24 protein-coding genes and 6 pseudogenes are annotated in these 18345 nt (G+C 30.0%); 29 read left to right on the top strand and 1 reads right to left on the bottom strand.

Features of this window, described 5'->3' with window-relative positions; genetic code table 11:
• Positions 1-139: 139 nt before the first annotated feature.
• The 10 genes and pseudogenes from B6258_RS18165 (at position 140) to B6258_RS07440 (ending at position 5262) form a co-directional block, all read left to right on the top strand.
• Positions 140-328 (top strand): RHS domain-containing protein, encoded by a 189-nt coding sequence (locus B6258_RS18165; RefSeq protein ID WP_099074727.1) that lies wholly within the window; start codon positions 140-142, stop codon positions 326-328.
• A gap of 143 nt (positions 329-471) precedes the next feature.
• Positions 472-612: pseudogene (locus B6258_RS18540) on the top strand (RHS repeat-associated core domain-containing protein); the annotation flags it as partial.
• 339 nt (positions 613-951) lie between these two features.
• Positions 952-2037 (top strand): ankyrin repeat domain-containing protein, encoded by a 1086-nt coding sequence (locus B6258_RS07475; RefSeq protein WP_099074726.1) that lies wholly within the window; start codon positions 952-954, stop codon positions 2035-2037.
• A 60-nt stretch (positions 2038-2097) separates the two neighbouring features.
• A pseudogene (locus B6258_RS07470) lies at positions 2098-2397 on the top strand (RHS repeat-associated core domain-containing protein); the annotation flags it as partial.
• Positions 2398-2549: 152 nt separating this feature from the next.
• Entirely contained in the window at positions 2550-3317 is a 768-nt protein-coding gene (locus B6258_RS07465; protein ID WP_099074725.1) for a hypothetical protein, read from the top strand.
• A gap of 27 nt (positions 3318-3344) precedes the next feature.
• Positions 3345-3470: pseudogene (locus tag B6258_RS18315) on the top strand (RHS repeat-associated core domain-containing protein); the annotation flags it as partial.
• Positions 3460-3633 carry a colicin D domain-containing protein gene (locus B6258_RS07455; protein WP_164996149.1) on the top strand — a complete coding sequence of 58 codons (174 nt, stop codon included), beginning with the start codon at positions 3460-3462 and terminating at the stop codon, positions 3631-3633. The pseudogene B6258_RS18315 and the gene B6258_RS07455, both read left to right, overlap by 11 nt.
• A 221-nt stretch (positions 3634-3854) precedes the next feature.
• Positions 3855-4115, top strand: coding sequence for a hypothetical protein (locus B6258_RS07450; RefSeq protein WP_206073610.1), 261 nt, complete (start codon positions 3855-3857; stop codon positions 4113-4115).
• An 8-nt stretch (positions 4116-4123) separates the two neighbouring features.
• On the top strand, positions 4124-4414 hold the full coding sequence (locus tag B6258_RS07445) for a hypothetical protein (protein WP_099074723.1): 291 nt from the start codon (positions 4124-4126) through the stop codon (positions 4412-4414).
• Positions 4415-4566: 152 nt separating this feature from the next.
• Positions 4567-5262 carry a barstar family protein gene (locus B6258_RS07440; protein WP_099074722.1) on the top strand — a complete coding sequence of 232 codons (696 nt, stop codon included), beginning with the start codon at positions 4567-4569 and terminating at the stop codon, positions 5260-5262.
• An 81-nt stretch (positions 5263-5343) separates the two neighbouring features.
• Here the strand turns inward: B6258_RS07440 and B6258_RS18310 are convergent.
• Positions 5344-5517 (bottom strand): annotated as a pseudogene (locus tag B6258_RS18310) (SymE family type I addiction module toxin); the annotation flags it as partial.
• Positions 5518-5895: 378 nt separating this feature from the next.
• Between B6258_RS18310 and B6258_RS07425 the strand changes: the two are divergent.
• From B6258_RS07425 to B6258_RS07355, 19 genes and pseudogenes are all read left to right on the top strand, one after another.
• Positions 5896-6369 carry a hypothetical protein gene (locus tag B6258_RS07425; protein ID WP_099074720.1) on the top strand — a complete coding sequence of 158 codons (474 nt, stop codon included), beginning with the start codon at positions 5896-5898 and terminating at the stop codon, positions 6367-6369.
• Positions 6370-6697: 328 nt separating this feature from the next.
• Positions 6698-7015, top strand: a complete 318-nt coding sequence (locus B6258_RS07420) for a hypothetical protein (RefSeq protein ID WP_099074719.1) — start codon at positions 6698-6700, stop codon at positions 7013-7015.
• 473 nt (positions 7016-7488) lie between these two features.
• Positions 7489-7653: a hypothetical protein gene (locus B6258_RS18300; protein ID WP_240531537.1), complete on the top strand. Its 165-nt coding sequence runs from the start codon at positions 7489-7491 to the stop codon at positions 7651-7653.
• 49 nt (positions 7654-7702) lie between these two features.
• Positions 7703-7891: an RHS repeat-associated core domain-containing protein gene (locus B6258_RS18295; protein ID WP_240531536.1), complete on the top strand. Its 189-nt coding sequence runs from the start codon at positions 7703-7705 to the stop codon at positions 7889-7891.
• Between the two features lie 422 nt (positions 7892-8313).
• Positions 8314-8850 (top strand): hypothetical protein, encoded by a 537-nt coding sequence (locus B6258_RS07410; RefSeq protein ID WP_099074718.1) that lies wholly within the window; start codon positions 8314-8316, stop codon positions 8848-8850.
• Between the two features lie 178 nt (positions 8851-9028).
• Positions 9029-9190, top strand: a pseudogene (locus tag B6258_RS18290) (RHS repeat-associated core domain-containing protein); the annotation flags it as partial.
• A gap of 334 nt (positions 9191-9524) precedes the next feature.
• Entirely contained in the window at positions 9525-10070 is a 546-nt protein-coding gene (locus B6258_RS07400) for a hypothetical protein (protein ID WP_099074717.1), read from the top strand.
• Between the two features lie 121 nt (positions 10071-10191).
• Positions 10192-10326, top strand: a complete 135-nt coding sequence (locus tag B6258_RS18455) for a hypothetical protein (protein ID WP_276307763.1) — start codon at positions 10192-10194, stop codon at positions 10324-10326.
• Between the two features lie 7 nt (positions 10327-10333).
• Positions 10334-10465: a hypothetical protein gene (locus B6258_RS18450; protein ID WP_276307762.1), complete on the top strand. Its 132-nt coding sequence runs from the start codon at positions 10334-10336 to the stop codon at positions 10463-10465.
• Positions 10466-10496: 31 nt separating this feature from the next.
• Entirely contained in the window at positions 10497-10985 is a 489-nt protein-coding gene (locus B6258_RS07395; RefSeq protein ID WP_099074716.1) for a HEAT repeat domain-containing protein, read from the top strand.
• Between the two features lie 617 nt (positions 10986-11602).
• Complete coding sequence (locus B6258_RS07390; protein ID WP_240531534.1) at positions 11603-11767, top strand: hypothetical protein; 165 nt, start codon at positions 11603-11605, stop codon at positions 11765-11767.
• A 510-nt stretch (positions 11768-12277) separates the two neighbouring features.
• Positions 12278-12790, top strand: a complete 513-nt coding sequence (locus B6258_RS07385; RefSeq protein ID WP_099074715.1) for a DUF6707 family protein — start codon at positions 12278-12280, stop codon at positions 12788-12790.
• Between the two features lie 270 nt (positions 12791-13060).
• Positions 13061-13195: pseudogene (locus tag B6258_RS18605) on the top strand (RHS repeat-associated core domain-containing protein); the annotation flags it as partial.
• A gap of 337 nt (positions 13196-13532) precedes the next feature.
• A complete protein-coding gene (locus B6258_RS07380; protein WP_099074714.1) occupies positions 13533-14492 on the top strand; it encodes a hypothetical protein in 960 nt (319 codons plus the stop codon).
• Positions 14493-14845: 353 nt separating this feature from the next.
• Positions 14846-15385 (top strand): DUF4303 domain-containing protein, encoded by a 540-nt coding sequence (locus B6258_RS07375; RefSeq protein ID WP_164996147.1) that lies wholly within the window; start codon positions 14846-14848, stop codon positions 15383-15385.
• A 197-nt stretch (positions 15386-15582) separates the two neighbouring features.
• Positions 15583-16191, top strand: coding sequence for a hypothetical protein (locus tag B6258_RS07370; RefSeq protein WP_099074712.1), 609 nt, complete (start codon positions 15583-15585; stop codon positions 16189-16191).
• A 10-nt stretch (positions 16192-16201) separates the two neighbouring features.
• A complete protein-coding gene (locus tag B6258_RS07365; RefSeq protein ID WP_240531533.1) occupies positions 16202-16696 on the top strand; it encodes a hypothetical protein in 495 nt (164 codons plus the stop codon).
• 6 nt (positions 16697-16702) lie between these two features.
• On the top strand, positions 16703-17446 hold the full coding sequence (locus B6258_RS07360; protein ID WP_099074711.1) for a barstar family protein: 744 nt from the start codon (positions 16703-16705) through the stop codon (positions 17444-17446).
• Positions 17447-17492: 46 nt separating this feature from the next.
• Positions 17493-17975, top strand: coding sequence for a hypothetical protein (locus tag B6258_RS07355; protein ID WP_099074710.1), 483 nt, complete (start codon positions 17493-17495; stop codon positions 17973-17975).
• The last annotated feature ends 370 nt before the right edge of the window (positions 17976-18345 follow it).

Below are 18345 nucleotides of genomic sequence, written 5' to 3'. Positions count from 1 at the left end.
TTCCAATCTAAAATTGGAGAATGCAATTAAACAAAATACTAAATGAATTCAACATGATTATTTCCTTTCTTTAAAATTATCGGTTGTTAACCAAATAGGAAAAAATGAACTCACCTATATAAACAAGCCCAATATTGACATGCTCTATGTCTATGAAGATGTGGGCAGTTACTCTCCCTTAGCGCGCGTTGATACATTAAAAAATAAACAAACTGTTTTTTATTTTCATTGTCAGCCTAATGGTCCACCTGATGCGTTAGTTGATGATAACGGTGATATTCAATGGCAAGCTCGCTTCACATCTGGGGGAAAACAGAAATTAAATTAGGAGAGTTTCATTATTATCCTCAATATCGTGATCAGAACTTACGTTTTCAGGGGCAATATCTAGATAGAGACAAATTTGTCGGGAACAAATTTGGACAGCATTTTTGCTGGCCCATAGGACGAGTATCAGGATGATACGAGTATTCAGGTTTACACTATAATACCTTTCGCTATTATGATCCTGATATTGGCCGATTTACCCGGCATGACCCTATTGGGTTAGCTGGCGGGTTAAATCTGTATCAATATGCGCCTAATGGATTGCCCTTGGGATTGGGAAAATGCCGTTTTTTATCTAAAGAAGATCTCGAAAAACGAGGACCCGCACCTGACGGAATGAAAAACCACACAGACACCATAAAGTTCGAGAAAATGCACCTTCAAATTGGTCTAAAAAAAATCGAGATTATATACTTCAAGCATAAGATGTTCTTAAATACTATGACATTGATCTAAATACGGATTTAAGAAATTTCATTTGGGCTAGAAATGGTGGTGGTGCTCATACAATAAAAGCGGCACAACATGTTCACGAAAAAATAATAACTGCAGCACCTCAAGGAAAAAATGCTGTAGAGGAAGCTTTAAATGATTTAGGGAAAGAAATGATAAAAGGTAGGTTTTATGAAAGAAAATAATATAGATATATATCAAATAATAAAAGACGAAGATGTAGAAAAATTATCAGAATATCTAAAAGACTTAAACTTATCTGAAATTAAATTTGATAAATCACTATTACATAGATTTTCTGAAGAAGGTAAATATTTATTATGTGATTTCATAATACAAAAAGGTTTCAATACCAATGTAATAGATAGTAGCTATCTAACACCTCTTGTTGAGGTTGCATTTGAAGGATATATAAATATATTAGCTCTTTTGCTAAATAATAAAGCATGGGTTGATGGAGATCCTCGAGGGATCACTACACCATTAATTGAGGCATCATGTGGTGGTCATTTAGACATTATCAAATTACTTATCAAATCTGGTGCAGATATTAACCGCTTACAGATGAATTTTAATCGTACTGCTTTAGATCTCGCTATATCCTATGGACATACCGATGTTGCTCAATATTTACAATCGATGGGAGGACGAAAAGCATTCGAAGAAATGCAAGCTGGCATCATTGAAGGTGATGGTATTCTCTCTCATATTTATAAAAATGTTGGCCCTATTCTAACTGATGAATATTATTCTGATAATATTAGATTAATGACATCATGGGTAGGAAATGGTAATTACCATAAATTATTCTTTACTTTCGGCAATTTTAAAAGATTACCTCACACTGAATTTTTAATCTGCTTGCCCTATAATTGGCCAATTAATCGGGCAATATTCCAAAGTGATTATAAAGATAATTTTCCAATGAAATTACTTTCCTCACTCTCTGAATATTATAAAAAAAGTGAAGTCATTAAAGAAGGTTTTATTTTAGATAAAAATGACGAGCAATGGAAACACCTTCATTGGCCTGATGAAATCGATGCACTCGTTACCGTTGATTACTCTTTCGATCATCAAGAAAAAGAAATATCCATCCCTGAAGATGAAGAGGTTAATTTATTACTATTAACCCCAATAAAATATACTAAAGCAGGGAAACCAAGTGGGGGAAAATTAGAAAAATGGCTAAAAAGAAAAAGAACAGCCTCATGGAAAAGTATTTCATTTAAAAATGATTGGCTTTCAAAAAAATAAATTATTTCTTATTTATAAGATAGGCATTGTATTAACAGTGCCTTTATAAAAAATTAGTATAGCGAAAAAGGCATTGTCAGCTGGGCGGGACGGTTAAATACCTGGGGACAAATAGCGTTTTGGCAATCCCATGATAATTATGCCGATAACGACCCTGAATATACCGAATGCCATTTTCGGTTTGCTGGACAATATGAAGATAAAGAAAGTGGCTTGTATTACAATCGTTTTCGCTACTATGATAAGGACACTGGGCAATATATTTCACCAGACTCTATCGGATTATTAGGTGGCTTTAATCCGTATGGGTATGTGCATTGTCCGACGGGATGGTTAGTAACTAATTATGGTCCTTTGGGTAGTGAAGGAAGAGTACCTTTAGGCAGTGTACCAAATATCCCAAGAGGTGGTATTGTTACGTCAGAAAGTATAGTATCTGGAACAATACCAAGTAAATCAGGTACTGTTCCTAAAGCTGAATCTATTTGGAAAATTGAGTGATAATATAAAATATGTATTACATAAATACTGATGGGGTAAAAATTGAAATAAATTTAACATCCCCAAAAAAGATAAAATCAGCAGTTAAATGGGTCTTTGATAAGATCATAATTTCCGATAATATTTTTTCGGATGATTTAAATAACTATCTTTTACCAGAATATATTGGTAGCAGTCATTACCTAGGTGATGATGGGTATATATTTGATACATCCGATAACTTGTTAAGTGATGTGTTTCTGTACATTCCCGATAATAATTATGTTAACCCTGAAGTGTTAAATACTATCCTGTCTTTTGATTCTACATATGCATCTATTGAAATAATAAATCCTATTAAATTTACTTCAGTATCACCTTGCGATTTTAGATATTTAAGTCGTGATGGGGATTATTTACTATGCCTATCTAATACAAGTTTAAATGGATATATTGAAAGAATAAAAATTCAAAATGATTTTGAATTTATCTTTTTAAATCAAAAAATGATTGGTTTTTTACTAATTAGACCACTTGAGAAACTGGTTTTCTTTGATGATATAAACTATGAGAATAAAGATAAAGTACCTTTATCTTCAAGTAAAAAAAATATTTTTATTACCTATTTTGATTTAGTTGATGAAGAAGGATGGGACAAAATAAATGACGGTGATTTACTTATGCTGAGTAAGATAAATGAAATTAAAAATAATATTATTGAAATGAATACACAACACATTCAGTTAAGATCATTATATAAACAATGCGATTTTATAGTAAATAATTACTATAGTATTTAATTATTTATCAAACATGAAATCTAAAACTTTCGCTACTATGATAAGGACACAGGACAATATATTTCACCTGATCCTATCGGATTATTAGGTGGCTTTAATACGTATGCGTATATGCATTGTCCAACGGGGTGGATAGATCCGTTTGGGTTGGCGGGGACGTCCTTATATTTTTGATTCAAAACAATTACAAAAGAAATTTAAACATGCTATTGATTTTGGTGTTACAGGAAATGCTAATAAGGTAGGTATAGCCAAATTTGAAATTGCGATGAAACATCATATGAATTTATCTAGCACAATAAAAATAAAGGGATAATATAGATGGAATCAAGATGTTTATCATTATTTTAATTATCGACTTCAACACATATTAAATATCGTTATACTAACGCACTGCATCCATATTTACCTAATCCACATCCTTACAATCTCGTAAATCGTGAACTTTTTGATGCAGATAGACAGGCTTATTGGAGACAAAGAGCTGAGGATAACATAAAACGCAGAGAATCTCTTAATAGTAAGAAAGGAAATTAAATGCTGACATCTAAGTTAATTAGTTATTTTAAAAGCAAAGGTTGGTGGATTGATACACCCTCAAGTGAATATCACGATGCTTTGTTAAGTATTAATATTGATATTGACTCTGACTTTGTACCGTTTTACTTGCATGTTGAAGATTGTCCAACATTTTTAGGTCGAAATAGAGAGATCTATCAATATACTCAGGCATCACCTCGTGCATCGTGTGTTTTATTGCACTCAGTTGCGCTTACTGTTGTTGGTTTTGTTGTTTAATCGCTCTTATGTCTTCACTGTCAGGTATCAAATTATCAACAGTCAATAGGCTAGAACTTAAAAGTTATACACAAGATGGTGTAAAAACTAATCTTCAAAAAACCCTCGAAGAGGGTCGAAGTCTTATGGTAGAAAAGGATGGGAAATATTCAGTTGTGAATCTTCACCATTTTAAAAAAAATGAACTTGGAGCTTTAAATAATGCCATTAATGATATTTTTGGTGGCAAAGGTATTCCTCGCGTTGATCCTAAAACTGGAAAACAAAAAGTTTTTGGTGAAATGTTAGAAAACGGATAAAAAGTAGATAAATAGAAAGAAGTTCTAGAGTAGGAAATAACTCCAGGCAATAATAGATTAAGATTAGTAACAAAGGATTTAGGTGATGGTAGAATTATGATTGGGCTTGGTTATCCTCACTGGACTAGAATTTTTGATGTGGTAATAAAATAATGAATAATTTGTACTATCTATATGATGGTCTAGGAAATACTATTTTTACTAGTCACGATTTTATTGAATGCTACGATGTCTCAGATATTGGTTATTCATATTTATTTTTATTCACTGAGGTCTCAATTAAAAATAAAAACTATTTATATGATAATAAAACATTTACATTAAGAAGTAATTTATTTAATGGAAGATTAGATATATCATTCTCAGTAAAAAAAGTGATTTCATATAATAATAATTTATATTTGTATATCGATGATTTAAGTTCTGGTGTATACAAAATTGGAACAATGTCTTTCTTAAAGACTAGAAAAAATGATATTGGCAGAATTTGGTTAGATATGAAAGGTGATAAGAAAAAAATATATCTTTCTGCCAGTTACCTCATAAACGGAGATAATCTCCCCGTGAAAAAAAATAACATAATCATAGAAGGTAAATATATAAATGATTATTATTCTTTTTACTGTGAATTAGGTTATTCATTTATTGGTCAATTTGGTTATATGGGGGATAATTTCTATGAACTTGAGGGCTACCTTTCTCAGCTAAACCAAATAAATGTAATATGGAAAGATAGTGAGTTATCATTGAAGAGTATTGATAATACTATACCTAATGGATATATAGGTAGATCAGCTTATGACTTAGTCTCAATTCTAAGAGAGCATTGTAATTTAACGCTTGAATAATTTTTTTATAAATATCTAATATAAAATTTTTGCCTATTCCGAAATTAAAAATTTCTATATTTAGAGCTGGGAAATATCCGATCACTCCCCAATCAGCGCCCTAGCGTTAAGCCTAAACTCATCGAGTAAAGCTTTTTTCTGTTGGTTTTGTTGCTTTCGGCCTTTTTCGCTGTACGGAATTAAAATCAAACAGCCATTTAAAATCTTTACCGTAAAGGTAAGCTCCGTCTCAAATCCCGCAGCCTTTATCCATTGCCCCTTTAAGTGTGGCGGTTAGGCGGTTTTATTCCCGTTCAGCACATACCCTACAGTGTAGTATCGCTTGGTTTTCAGGGCTTTATTTATACCTAAGCCTGACTTAGAATGCGCCTTAGCCATAGTAACTATCCTCTTCGTTTTAGTTGCTTGATGAGCAGTAATGACGGGTGCCTCCCGTTTTTACTGCGTTAATAACTCATATTTAATTATCATTTATTCTAAGAGGTACTTAATCACCACCCGTTGTATTGGCGAAAATAAAGGACTGCTACTTAGAGTCGATATAAGAAAAGCACCAAATCAATACGGGTTTAGAACAGAACAAATTAATGAATTATTAGATGGCAATATCATACAAGGCTCAGGAAAAAAATTATGACAATATCTGAAAGCATAAAAAATGAATTATATGAAGAAAAAAAAAGGATAAGATCACCTTTTCACTGTAAAGAAAATAATGGAATTATTATTAAATATATAGTTCACTGTAATAAAAGAAAAAATAATGATATAGCTAATATGGCAAAAAAAATACTTTTATCAATACAAAAATATAGTTTTTTAGAATGGCCAAAAGATGCTGAATGGAGATCTATTCTACCTAAAGAATTTATTGATTCATTTTTAGATCACACTAAAGAAGATGATTGGACTCTCGATGATTGGCTATATTGGCTAAAACCTGAAAATAGATTTTGGTTTTTATGGAGTATAAATGAAATAAATAGCAATTATTTAGAAATAAAAATTATCGTTTATGAGCATCCATATCCATGGGAATCTTTAGAAGTTTTATTTATGAAATTAGGAACAAGTGAATTGAGAGAGATTAATGATATAACTAATTAGTAAGTTCGACTACTTCTTTGGTCGAATGAATTCGAATCCTTATAATAAAATACGCACAGAAACTATGGCAATGGTTATGAAGCAACTTGGTGTGACTAAACTATAATCGTGTTGCTCACAAACTATTGTTAGATCATTTAACTCAATCAGCGAATACCCCCTCCCGTGGTGCAAATAAATTTACTAAAATAGTTAAAGGTGAGAATTTAATTTTTGTAGCCAACGATTCTCTTTTTGCGGGACCTAGCGGAAAATTTGCTCATTTTGTGTCAACGAGGGCAGTTTCAGCTGATGGAACCTTAAGATTAACAACAATGATACCTAAGCTATGATTGAACAATTTGATACACAAATGTTAGAGGTGTTTGGTTTGAAACCCGAAAACTTCGATGCCGATTTTTTGCAATGGACTTATACCTTCATCAAAGAAAGTATAAAACTAGACTTGGTTTACTCCATGGATAAGACAATATCTACTTCATTGTATGTAAACAATACGTTGACTGTTTTTTGTTTTGGATATGGGCTAAAACTACTCAGAATTGATAAGGATAAAATATATGGAGAAACTGACTTTAATGGCATTAAAAGATCATTAGAGATTGATCCTCTTAATATCATTTTCAAATGGGAAGACTCTTTTTAGTAAGCGAGTGATTCCTCTTATTTCCTCGCTTACTCAATTTAGTCTTTAGCCACTTACATACTCAACCATCAGCTCACGCATAGAATTTTTTACTTCACTCAATTGCGTTTGCTATTGGTGGTTTTATTCCCTAATAGTTTGGATATCTTCATTACAACAATATAGCTCATATCTAAATTTGCTTATTTTAGTTATGTCTCTTTTCTCTTCATAAAATATCGACGATGCCAGTTTGAACGTCAAAACGAGAAGTTTCAGTACGATAACAACCTCAATATCACCAATGGAATACACTGAACCAACTTATTGCCTGTTTTAATCCTGAGGGGGAATATTGGCGTTATACCTATGATGCCTTTGGCTGAAGGCTTAGTAAAAATAAAGTGATCGATCATCGCCCTACACCACCTTTAAATTCGCCCTTTAAAGATAAACGAATTCAACGTGTCGATTACCTGTGACCGGGCAATCAAATGGTGCAAAAAAACCCGATTTATGCCGATGGTACACCCGATTATGATCCGCAAATTCAGTGGTTCTACCAACCCAATGAAATCATTCCCACAGCCCGTTATCAACGCAGAAAACTGCATTATCTCGTCACTGACCATCAAGGCACCCCCGCGAGAAATCTTTAGTGAAAAAGGGATTGTCAGTTGGACCGGACGGTTAAATACCTAGAGGCAAATGACGTTTTGGCAATTCCATGATAATTATGCCAATAACGACCAAGAATATACCGAATGCCATTTTCGGTTTGCGGGTCAATATGAAGATAAAGAAAGTGGCTTGTATTACAATCGCTTTCGCTACTATGATAAGGACACAGGACAATATATTTCACCAGACCCCTATCGGATTATTAGGTGGCTTTAATCCGTTTGGGTTGGCGGGTAGTCAGGGGAATAAAGGAGATACAGTAACAGCATTTAGAGTTCAAGGAGGAATACTTCCTAATGCTAGGAATTAGGAAACCCTCATATTCAAAATGCCACTTTAAATATCAGTATTGGAGATACAAAGTATGCCGAACATTTTAAAAATATTAGAGGCGGTGATGCCGAAATTGTTTCTTTTGAAATATCTAAGTGACTCAATGCATTTATTAAGGGAAATGCTATTCAACAAAGAACCTACAGAAAAAATCCATAAAACCCCAAAAGACTTGCACCTAAAATAATAGATCCAACAACTTCTGGTGATTCATGCGAATTTCCTAATTTATGGACGAAATAATTAGAAAAAAAATACAATTCCAATTTCTGTTAGCTCCCCAAAAAATAAATTAAGGCTATTATATGTCAAAAGAAAATAACGATTTATTAGTAGATGATAATATTATTGTAGCAATAAAATATAAGAATATAATTACTTGGTATCAAGCAGATAGAGAAATATGGATAATGGATAGATATAAATGGAATAAAGATTTTATCGATAAAAACATAGCTTATTCTGAAGATAACGCAGATGACAGATTTGGTATTCTAGTTATTAATGATAAAAATAAAAAAAAATTCATTGAACATCTTTGCCCTTTCATGCTTGGTGATAAAAAATTAGAAGTAATAAAGAATAAAATAAAAAAATCATCTTCTTGGTGGGACGTTCATGACCTATTTCCAATTGCATTTATTGATTTTGACTCAAAAAAATTAAGTGCATGTTATCCATATCCTGGGAATATACCACTTGAGAGGTATATTCCAGACGATTGGAGTGGTGAATTTATTGATTTTATGCGTAAACTAGATGAAAATACGCTGCCTAAAAATAAAAAATATTGGGTAATTAATAATATTGACTATTTAGAAAAGCTTTCATCTTTATCTTAATAAAAAGTTAGGAAGATCTCTGAAATCTTCCTGCGTCCTCGTTTATACCCTGTTGTATATTTCCAAAAACCACAAATAAATTATATCAAACCTATTCTTTTGCCATTCACTGTGAGTCTTATGACCAAATGGTGCAAGAACCCCCAGTTTATGCCGATAACGACCCGAATATACCCAATGCCATTTTCGGTTTACCAGTCAATATGAAGATAAAGAAAGTGGCTTGTATTACAATCGCTTTCGCTACTATGATAAGGACACTGGGCAATATATTTCGCCTGACCTTATCGAATTATTAAGTGGCTTTAATCCGTATGGGTATGTGCATTGTCCAACGGGGTAGGTAGATCCGTTTAGGTTGACTCCTTGCCACCTAAGTTTAGTGATAATTTTGATAAAAAATTGAAAAAACACACTCAAGATATATATGAAATTTAAAGAAGGTTAAGAGTTTCTGTTGTAAAAGGTGATAAGGATAGTATGAAAAACTTCATTCTATCAATCGTTAATGATGATCAAAATTTAGTTAATCATAATTTAAAATGGAATAGAATTTAATCAACAAGACTTTATGTTAAAGGTGATACTATTGTATTGATAAATAATTCCATAAATGAAATTTTGACATTTCTTCATAAAAACAGAATATTTTCTTACTTACAGGAGGCTATAAAATGAGACAAGAAAAATTCCATCACTCGTTTTTAAAAAAAATATCTGCCCTTTTTTTTCTTAAGAAAATAACAAATGTTATTTTTATTAATGATGATGAAAGCAAAAATATAGATAACGTATTATTTTTTGAAATTAATTTGAAAAATGTTGTTGGATTTTATAAAAACGATAGTAACCCCTTTATCACCAGAGAAAAAATAAATGAAATTGATAGCTTTAACTTATATTCAATCTATAAAGAATTATATGAAATAAAGAAAAAAATTATGCCTCCAATTATAGTGAAAAATATAAAATTATTTTTTAACCCAAATTATAATGAAATCATTGCAATTTACTTAGCTTCAAAGAATTTTGAATCATCTGTGTTTATTATATTTTCAGAAGATGAGATTCATTTATATATTAATGAAAATAAAAACCTAGATGAAATAATAAAAAACAATTTAATACAATTTAGAAATAAAGAGTTTTTAGTATTAGAAAAAACACAGAAAATAAATAATATACAATTAAAGGATTTTTATAGATTATCCAATAGGTAAAACACTCATCTTTGTTATTAACTCGAAGTATATAAAATCATAAATCTCTGTCTAATCATGATACAATTTGCGTTATTTAGATTAAGTATCACACTTCAGAACATATGATAAAGGGAAAAAATTGGATTATCTATATAATGCCTTAGGACAAGCGTTTTTACGCCAGATCCACGCGGGTTTTGCCAACTCTAGCCGCGACACCGCCACCGGATTATTAACACATCAACATGCAGGATGGAAAAGTTTGGTTACATGAACTGGGCATGCGAATAGGCGTTTTGCCTAAAGAGGTAACACGAGTGGAATTAAGTCGTGAAAACTCAATTATTAGAGGAAATGCACCTAGTGTTGCTCGCCAAATAAATGATATATGTCTAATGACATTAGAAAATTAACATCAAAATTATCAATTAATTAGGCTATTTAATGAAAAGAAATGAAATTATTAAATCATTTAACCTATTGAATAAAAATGATAAGTTAAAATTTTCCCTTGATTTTAGTTCGACTTTAGATTTAGATTTAGATTTAGCACTTTTTTTTATAAGTATAGCGATGGATAAGTCTGAAGATATAGATGTAAGAATTGAAGCTATAAAAATAGTGGGTCTATACAAAGGAAAGTATGATGATACAAAAATAAAAAAACAATTAACCTTACTTATCTTATCAACAGATGAAGATGAAGAAATTAAAATTTATTCTATAAATACGTTATCAATACTGGACATGGACGATGATACTCTCAGTCTTTCCCAAAAAATAATTATAGGTAATGATTATATCTTAGTAAAAGAAGCTGCATTCTCTTTAATTTCTTCACATAAAAAATTACCTTTAGCAAAAAATATTTTATCTTCCATGATTTCTCACAAAATATTTGGTAAATCAGCTCAACGAGAATTAAAAAATTAAAAATCAATATAATACTTTTGCAATAAACTCATCAAAATAAAAGATGAAACAACACGAACCTCCTTATATTGAATATAATATTGTTGGTCATCCACTTTCGATTACACATGTTGAAGGTTGATGCCATCAATATTTAAGCAACGTCTTATGGCTGGAAGCATTACTCAACTTCCACACGCACAACAGTGTTTACCTTTAAAAACAAACACTTGTGATACAACAACCTTTTTATTGGAAAGCTTGCGATGATTAAGCGAATATCGACACAGCATTGATATGCTCTATATCTATGAAGATGTGGGCAGTTATTCCTCCTAGCGCGCGTTGATACATTAAAAAATAAACAAACTGTTTTGTATTTTAATTGTCAGCCTAATGGTTCACCTGATGCGTTAGTTGATGATAACCGTGATGTTCAATAGCAAGCTCGCTTTACCTCTTGGGGTAAAATTAGAAAAATGGCTAAAAAGAACAAGAACAGCATCATGGAAAAGTATTTCATTTAAAAATGATTGGCTTTCAGACAAATAGTTTATTTTTATTTGTAAAATAGGCATTGTATTAACAGTGCCTTTATAAAAATTAGCAATTAAAACATTCCAAATGGTTTAACCTGTGTGGATGAAGTTTTTAATAATTATCATTTTGTCTGCCAGGTATATTCTGCTGATTATCCTTCTCCTTTTAAAGATGTGTTGGGATTATCTGATGCCATCGGATACTTATTTATTAAAAATGAAGAAAATAAGATCGAAGGTCTTTTCTTCGTACAAACTGCATAAAAATCCTAATAGTCATCCTTAAAATTTAAACTATATATTTCTCAGCTTTGGCTACAACAGCACACCAAAGCAGATAAATCACCGAAATCGACTCCCTGATCAATACCTTTACATTAACGAGCAGGACTTGCTGGTTTTGTTGCTTAATCGCTCGGATATCTTCTCTATCGGGTATCAATACCAAGCAGTTGTTTAAGACGTAAAACCCGTCTAATATCTCACTGCTTTTAACCACTGCCTTGTTAAAGGTATCACAAGTAGTGATGTGACTTTATTTATTTCACTAAACACAAATAAATTATCCGACAGAGCAGTACTCATTCGATAAAATCGCAAAAATATGCATCAGAAATTTTAGATTCAGAGAAACGCGAAAAAAGAAAAATAGTCAGTGTAAGGTATATTAGTATTAGTGATAATAGAGAAGTTGATTCACCTATATCTCATGCATTATCTCCTTATCCTGATGGAACAAAGGTAAAAATTGTTGTTGAATAAAGAGAGAATAATATGAATTTAAATAGTTTAATAAAGAAACTAAATGAAGATAATAATTATGTAAAATTATTATCACAGAGTGAAAAAAAAACGAAGAAAAGTTATTTAGAAAATATTGTAAAAATGACTTATAAACTATATTTCAAAGACAATGAAAAATATAAAAACTTATTAAATTTATTATGTGATGTTGATTTTGAAAATGACTACAACTATTGGACTTGGATTGAGTATGCACTGCTATTAAAAATATATGATAGCGAAATAAAAGGGGATGACAATAGTATCTATATTGAAAAAATAAATTACGCCATTAATAGCGGAAGTGAATTAGAAGTTCATGTTAGACAAAATGTAATAGAAAGAATAAAATCAAGCTCATTTGAATACAACCAAAATAAAATCGAAGATATAGATATCTCAATTGAAAATCTAATGAGGCTATTAAAAATACGCTTTTTTTCACTAAATGAAAGATCAAAAATAGATTTAGTAATTTCATCTATAAAAGTAAATATGTTATAACTTTTAAAATATATCTAATTCTATGTGGATTAGATATATATTTTCCTACATCCTCTTTAAAATCTCCCTCCTAAAGATAAACGAATTCAGCGTGTCGATTACCTTTAGTCGGGGCAATAAAATGATGCAAGAAACACCGATTTATACCAATTTCCTCTACCGCTTATGATTCTCAGATTCAGTGGCTTTACCAACTCCACCACAATCCGTTATCAAAGCGGAAAACTGCATTATGCCGATAACGACCCTGAATATACCGAATACCTTTTTCGTTTTGTGGGGGAATATGAAGATAAATAAAGTGGCTTGCATTACAATCGCTTTCGCTGCCATGATAAGGACACTGTGCAATATATTTCACCTGCCCCTATCGGGTTATTAGCTGGCTTTAATCTATATGGGTATTACTTTTTTATGTAAAGGAGCAACATTTGGTGCATATCCATCTGGAATGTCGCGAGACATATCTTTAATTATAGCAACTTATGATCATAAAATTGGAAAACAATCTATCAGAAAAAATCCAGTTAATATTTTCGATTTTGAGAATAAAGATGTTAATTTTTAACCAAATGAACTGCATAAATATTATTATGAATGGGCTGATTCATTAATGTAAAGATTGCATCAAGAAACAGTTAACAAAATATTATTTAGAAATATGTGCACAAGCAAAAGTCTCTCTTAATAATGTCAATGGAAAAATAATTAAACCAAGTATAGAACAAATAAGGTAAACGATATGATATATATAAATGAAGATTATTGGAAAAAAGAATTTAAAAATTGGCTAATTACGGGATGTTCGATAAGAGATAAAAATATTATTTATCTTTGTTTACGAAAAAGTATTCCTTATGATGTAGCATCTAAATTATGGGATAATGAAATTCCCTCAAAATTAATATCAATTTATTTAGATACTCCAGAAACGCCTATTGGCTCTACATATTTAGAAGGATTTGATAGCCCCATAGTTGGTGTTAGCTTAAAACCCAAAGCTCAAGGGTTACTAGCCTCTAGAGGTTATCATGGTGATGTTTTTTGCGTTGGTAGTGGGGCTAATTATCCATTAGAAAAGGTAACTCCTAATATTTTTTCAGGTGTTACTAATATTAAATGTATTAATGAATATTCTTATCACATTGGACTTGGAAGAAAAATATATAAACGTACAAATATCGGTCAATGGACGCTACTCCATGATGGTTTTCCTAATGGAAAAATGAATACTAATATGGGTTTTTGTGATTTAGATGGATTTTCTGAATATGACATGTATGCGGTTGGTGGTGAAGGCGATGTATGGCATTATATCAACAAAAAATGGATTTCTTGTGGATTTCCATCTAATGAACAATTAAGTGCTGTACTTTGTGCCCCTGATGGTTACGTCTATATAGCGGGTGAAGGTGGAAACTTATGGCGTGGCCGAGAATCTCACTGGGAAAAAATTCATAGTGATAATTCAACTATTTTGATTCATCAATTACGTTGGTTTGATAATAGATTATGGGCATGTGACACTTATCGCTTACAATGTTGGGATGGAGAAAAAATGATCCGCCCTGCGTATAATGGAAAAAATGTTATTTGCTCAGGTCATATAGATGTACGTGATAATATCCTGATAGTAGCCGACTTACATAACGTAAATTTATATGATGGTTTAATTTGGCAAAATATCGTTTCTCCATATTAATAAAAACATGCTAAAACAACGGAAAGAATATGAAGAATCTTTTATTTATGCAATTATCTTTAATAGAGATTATGACATTAAAAAAATTAACAATTTATGGGCAATGATAAAAATAATTATTTAAATTATTATTCAAAAGAAATAAAAATAGCATTAAAAGACACCGGCATTAATCCTAAATATGATATTGAAAATATTTTTAGCACCAGATAAAAATCATAGTGTGGCCACAGCGAAAAAAGTTAATGATACATTTAAAAACTGTAGCTTCAGTTAGATCAATAAAAAGTGCCTTTGTGGGACTAGGTAGACTGTTCGAAAAGGATAAAACATTACAATATTGGAGAATATTTATGGACTTAGAAAAATTAGAAAAAGATATTATTAATAGTATTACCGATACTATAACGCATATAAAAAAACAAATTTATTGGGAAGATATTAGTTCATTTTGTTTATATACAGATGAAAGCTTTATGTCTCTTTCTTTATTATTTAACACAAAATTATATTTTGAAAAAACAAGAGATAACAATCACCCATTAACGAATAAATATAGTCCCGCAGAATGGTTTAGTGAAACAATAACTGAAAATTATGATGAATATTTATACAAAAATATCGCTTTTTCTTCTGTATCATCAATGATGATGGAGTTTTCTATAAGTGATTATTTTGAAGATAATAAAGATAGGAATAATATTAGTGAAACATGTATAAATGCGATGATAAATTGCATTAAAAATGATATATTCCAAAAACCGGAATCAACTATATACTTATTTATGTTAAGTGATAATTATCATAAAGAAAACTTATTAAATTGGAATAAAAATTTAAATACACAAAGTATTCGAAAAGAATTTTTCAAGTGGATCAATGAAGAATTATAAATAAATTAGTGACCATTATTTTAATCCGTAAACCACTTGTAAAATAGGTGGTTTGTTCTTACCCTCAGATCCAGTGATGACTATGCTGATAACGACTCCGCATACATCGAAAGTAACTAATTTTAATAGTTTTAATCCATCGAGCTATTATCTAGTTATAATACAACTTGTTCTTAATAAATAATCATTAGGTTAATATGGAAAATAGAATTTATAAGATTAAAGAAAAATGTGATGAAATTCTTTCATTTGACATGTGGTTTAATTTAAATGAATCTTTTTTTTGGCCTCTTATGGAATTAATAGATATTGATAGCGATCTTCTTATAAATTTATATAATACAGTTGAAGACAAATATCTTGAAATTTTATATCATAATACTGTTATCATCCCTGTTATAGAATCTACTCAAGGTGAGAGCTTTGTTAGATACATTAAAAATCAAAAAAGTGAACAGAGCTTAATTGATGATATTTTAATTCATGATATAGAATCAGCTTTATTCATTAATTATGAAGAGTTAAAAGATCCTCTAATCGCATATAATTTTAATAAAATTTATATGCAATTAAAAAATATTATTATACAATCTTCGGATGAGAGTTTTAGTGAAAAACAAATTATAGAAACATTAGAGTTAATCATAAACTTGATAGAAAACAGTCCACACAAATATTTTAATTATGTTCATATTTACTGGTTAAGCCTATATTTTAATAGGGTATGCCAAATTATCCATAACCCTAAAAAAATCGAATATTACAAAAAACACTTATCCAAAATATTCCCCAAAGGTTATTTTTAACACTCTATAAATGATGAAAGACGCTACTCGCATTCTCCAAAAAAAATGGATAAAAAATCAGCTAATCGGATTGGATCTTATTTATGATTGCTCCGGATTGATAAGATTTATCGACATTGATTTTATTAAAAATTCTCAATTGATACATTCCTATCAAAAAGAATATTTCCTTTCATATGAGGGTGAAACAACCCTTAATAACTTGCTTCAAAGTAACGGTGAACTTTGGTCTGAAATTCAAATTAATAACAAAATATTGATTGATGATAAATACATCCTATTATGTGGTGAAGGCGAAATGGGCAGTGATGGATTTATTATTAAAACAGATATAAATAATAATATATTATGGTTTTTATATTCAACAACATCAAATCCATTTATAAATATGGAACAAAAAGAAAGCTTGGTTTATTTTAGGTCAACTTCAAATTTTTATATTGTATTAGATTTAATTAATAATGATATTTTTATTGAAAATGACAATACTATTTTTGAAAAATAAAAAACAATGAAAAAAATTAACAGCATCTACCATATATTTGTTAGTGACAAAAAAATAATCTCTAGTGATAATCTCTATTTTTTAAATTTAAGTGAAGAAAACAACAACTCTTCTCAGATATTATTAATTAAACAATCTAACTTAAAAATAGATAAAGACATAATAATAAAAAAAGAAGACATTATTAATATCTCTTTTTATATAAATGAACTCTGTATTTATGAGTTAAATGGAAATTTATTAGAGCATAAAGTAAATTTAAAAAAAGGAACTCCTTTTTCATTGAGGATGAAAACAACAGATTTTCCACCATTAACTATTTCTACCATTTTAAAAGAGTGGGCAGATGGAAATGAAATTCTTTACTGGAAAGAGAATAAATGTAAAGAAGCTAAGAATTTATGGTTAACTTCATGTCTATATTGGCAACAGATTTTCCCTAACAACAAGCCCTCATCTATTGATGTTAACTTAAATTTAGATAGTGTTAATAATTATCTTGATTTTTTCTGTATGCTAGGAGAAGCATTTTGGGGAAGAAAAGGTTATATTGGCAGAGATTTTCACGGATTTGATGATCAACTAAGTGAATTAAAATCTCAAGCGAATATTTATATCAAAGATGAGAAAAAGCTAAAATTATTTTTAGAAAGAATAAGTCCTTACGGTTGTAATTATTACAATAATTTTATAGATATATTATTAAAAAACAACTGTAATATAGTCACTCCCAATAAAATAATAAAATAAAAAATTTGGAAAATAATAAAAACATGCTTCTTAGGAATTAAAAGTTATGAATATTTTATATTACTATAATGATAATTTATTAACTACACTCTATGCCTATTTTCGACAAACTGACTTGTCTATTGCTAGGGGATTATGTGATAAATGGGAAAATGCAACTGTATTCTTGCAAGAAAAATCATTAACTGATAAGTTAATAATTGAATTAGAAAAATTCGAAAATAAAAAACATAATAATATCTTTTCTTATTTAGGTATGAAAACCTTTAAAAAAGGGTATCTGACTCACACTGAACTATTTAATATTCTTTATTTACTAAATAGTATTAAAGAACTTATCTATGATAAATCATGTAAAATATATACATTAGGCCGATTAAGAATGGAACTAGTTAATTATTCAAACTTGGTTAGAAAAAGGATAAAAAATAGAAAATTACGTACACTTGCGGATCATGTAGAACATTACAACCAAAGTTATTACCATATTTTTTATTCTATTGATCAAATTATTAGTGCTAGTAAATAACAAAAACACCTTATGATACTCTATAATTAAATACGCAGAAAACAATACTATCATCATAAATAGCTATGTTTACTTAATACCTACTGGTACTTTGAAAGATATCATAACGTCCCTTTCCTCTTGGGAAAATGGATAGCCAACCCACTGACTGAAATTATCACATATCGGCGCCATTTACGATCTGTGGAATTGTTCAGGCACTATCGTCTACCACTATCGTTCAAGTTTCAATCGTGATATCGAGTGAAAAATATTCCATAAATAAAATAAAGAGTAATAATAGCGAGTAAATCATCTTTATTTAAGTTATATATCACATGAACTATAAACTAGAGATAATCAATATATCATTTTATTATATTAAATATAA

The sequence above is a fragment of the Proteus alimentorum genome, assembly GCF_002607735.1.
GTDB classification, from domain to species: domain Bacteria; phylum Pseudomonadota; class Gammaproteobacteria; order Enterobacterales; family Enterobacteriaceae; genus Proteus; species Proteus alimentorum.
This window is presented reverse-complemented; position numbering and strand designations above follow the sequence as displayed.

Coding starts and splice junctions, on each gene's coding strand:
- B6258_RS18165 (WP_099074727.1), top strand. CDS start 140: ATGCTCTATGTCTATGAAGATGTGGGCAGTTACTCTCCCTTAGCGCGC.
- B6258_RS07475 (WP_099074726.1), top strand. CDS start 952: ATGAAAGAAAATAATATAGATATATATCAAATAATAAAAGACGAAGAT.
- B6258_RS07465 (WP_099074725.1), top strand. CDS start 2,550: ATGTATTACATAAATACTGATGGGGTAAAAATTGAAATAAATTTAACA.
- B6258_RS07450 (WP_206073610.1), top strand. CDS start 3,855: ATGCTGACATCTAAGTTAATTAGTTATTTTAAAAGCAAAGGTTGGTGG.
- B6258_RS07445 (WP_099074723.1), top strand. CDS start 4,124: ATGTCTTCACTGTCAGGTATCAAATTATCAACAGTCAATAGGCTAGAA.
- B6258_RS07440 (WP_099074722.1), top strand. CDS start 4,567: ATGAATAATTTGTACTATCTATATGATGGTCTAGGAAATACTATTTTT.
- B6258_RS07425 (WP_099074720.1), top strand. CDS start 5,896: ATGACAATATCTGAAAGCATAAAAAATGAATTATATGAAGAAAAAAAA.
- B6258_RS07420 (WP_099074719.1), top strand. CDS start 6,698: ATGATTGAACAATTTGATACACAAATGTTAGAGGTGTTTGGTTTGAAA.
- B6258_RS18300 (WP_240531537.1), top strand. CDS start 7,489: ATGGTGCAAAAAAACCCGATTTATGCCGATGGTACACCCGATTATGAT.
- B6258_RS18295 (WP_240531536.1), top strand. CDS start 7,703: ATGACGTTTTGGCAATTCCATGATAATTATGCCAATAACGACCAAGAA.
- B6258_RS07410 (WP_099074718.1), top strand. CDS start 8,314: ATGTCAAAAGAAAATAACGATTTATTAGTAGATGATAATATTATTGTA.
- B6258_RS07400 (WP_099074717.1), top strand. CDS start 9,525: ATGAGACAAGAAAAATTCCATCACTCGTTTTTAAAAAAAATATCTGCC.
- B6258_RS18450 (WP_276307762.1), top strand. CDS start 10,334: ATGCGAATAGGCGTTTTGCCTAAAGAGGTAACACGAGTGGAATTAAGT.
- B6258_RS07395 (WP_099074716.1), top strand. CDS start 10,497: ATGAAAAGAAATGAAATTATTAAATCATTTAACCTATTGAATAAAAAT.
- B6258_RS07385 (WP_099074715.1), top strand. CDS start 12,278: ATGAATTTAAATAGTTTAATAAAGAAACTAAATGAAGATAATAATTAT.
- B6258_RS07380 (WP_099074714.1), top strand. CDS start 13,533: ATGATATATATAAATGAAGATTATTGGAAAAAAGAATTTAAAAATTGG.
- B6258_RS07375 (WP_164996147.1), top strand. CDS start 14,846: ATGGACTTAGAAAAATTAGAAAAAGATATTATTAATAGTATTACCGAT.
- B6258_RS07370 (WP_099074712.1), top strand. CDS start 15,583: ATGGAAAATAGAATTTATAAGATTAAAGAAAAATGTGATGAAATTCTT.
- B6258_RS07365 (WP_240531533.1), top strand. CDS start 16,202: ATGATGAAAGACGCTACTCGCATTCTCCAAAAAAAATGGATAAAAAAT.
- B6258_RS07360 (WP_099074711.1), top strand. CDS start 16,703: ATGAAAAAAATTAACAGCATCTACCATATATTTGTTAGTGACAAAAAA.
- B6258_RS07355 (WP_099074710.1), top strand. CDS start 17,493: ATGAATATTTTATATTACTATAATGATAATTTATTAACTACACTCTAT.